This is a genomic window from Oleiphilus sp. HI0066 (assembly GCF_001635725.1).
The window spans coordinates 1-1,547 of record NZ_LWFH01001153.1; the positions used below are offsets into that span (position 1 = coordinate 1).

The window sequence follows — 1,547 nt, forward strand, 5'->3', positions numbered from 1 at the left end:
CTAGTTAAATCTGATGCTGATGCACTATTACTTGAGACCAACGCAAGTAAAGTGTCTTTTCTTCTTATCAATACGGGAAGTGGCGGTTTGACCAATATCGTAGGTCAAACCGAGTCGTTACAGACGTTCGATAATCAAGATATTTTTGATTACCACCAGCTAGATTCGATGGTAGACCAACGGATAGCTCGAACACAATCAAGTGGTACTGCCTCACCTGAAATCCACGACAGTGCATGGCTACCGATCAAAAACTACCTAACCGATACAACTGAAATGCATCTGCTGCACTCTAGCAATACCGCCGGCGGCATTTTGCGAAGTGCGAGCATTTATAAATATGACGCTATGGAAAGCACCGGGCAGGGAGAATTAAAAGGCGCTTTAGAATTAGAATACGAAATAGCTAAAGTGATTGATGCAGCTATCATTAACGAACGCTTTGGCATGATCTGGGCAACCAAAACCTTTGAAGAAGGTGCGCCGGTGTATGGATATTACTTTAATCCAAGCGATGAGCAATGGAGCGTTTCACTCTCGACCACGCCAGCAAGCTCTGATTGGCTCCCTTTCATAGAACCCTAGAGCCTGAAGTCAACAAATTACCCCGCTTGTTTTCCGTCCCCCTTGCGATTAACAGCTAAGGCCACCGCTGTGTAGCCTGTATCTACACAGGTTGCCATCAGTTTTTTCAGAAATGCGTAAGGCACGTCTTTATCAGCCATAATAGTGACTGCCGGCTCTTGAATATTCACTCCGTCTGAACGGCTCAATTGATACTTAAGCTCTTCGGATACAGAGGGTTCCACATCTCCAGCAAATGCACTGAAGTCATCTCTAGAAATGATAGTCCGCCCGCCAATAATAATATCCGACACACTGACGGTAATAACTAGTGTTTCCTCTGGTAAGGTTTCAGCCAAAGATACAGGAAGATATATTTTTCCGTCCTGATTCAACACCTGAATGTCAGAACTAGAATTGATCATCAAGAAGAAAACCAAAATGGTAAAAATATCCATCAGAGAAACAAGATTCAACTTGCCGCCCGAATTAGCTGCTCTGCGTTTATGCCGCGCTATACGCTTTGCTTTGACCGATTGCTTCAAAACGATTAGTTCCCTCCAACTTCTGGGGCATCAGCAATGCCAATATCCGGGAACAACTCAGCATTAACCACATTACCCGCTATCACTTTAGGATATGCCCTAACAGCATCCATGACGTTAATAATTGTTTGGTAGGATGAATCGGGCTGAGCGAGTAATGTTATATCTCGCTTATCAGGAACACGTCTTTTCAGCTCTTGCATCGCCAAGCTTAGTGCCGAAAGATTCGGCAAGTTCTGATCTGTATTTTCTATGCGCTTGATAAGAGTATTTGCGCCCTCTTTTAGCTCAATAGCTGTTGGCAAGATCAGCACTTGGAAAGAAAGCTGCTCGGCATCAATGTCTTGCACCTGATCTGCACTAGGGAAGTTTAGCTCTATGATCGCAGTGTGCGAGAAAATAAGATTTATAAGCAAGATGGGAACAAGAACGATCATC

At 44.0% G+C, this 1,547-nt stretch carries 3 protein-coding genes; 1 reads left to right on the plus strand and 2 read right to left on the minus strand.

Annotated elements, in window-relative coordinates; translation table 11 throughout:
- Positions 1-585: hypothetical protein (locus A3738_RS31160; protein WP_197473877.1), on the plus strand; the 585-nt coding region annotated here is incomplete at its 5' end.
- A 17-nt stretch (positions 586-602) separates the two neighbouring features.
- Here the strand turns inward: A3738_RS31160 and A3738_RS15260 are convergent.
- Complete coding sequence (locus A3738_RS15260; protein ID WP_068473188.1) at positions 603-1,109, minus strand: biopolymer transporter ExbD; 507 nt, start codon at positions 1,107-1,109, stop codon at positions 603-605.
- Between the two features lie 5 nt (positions 1,110-1,114).
- Positions 1,115-1,547, minus strand: a 433-nt coding sequence (locus A3738_RS15265; RefSeq protein WP_068763707.1) for a biopolymer transporter ExbD, incomplete at its 5' end; no start/stop codon positions are given.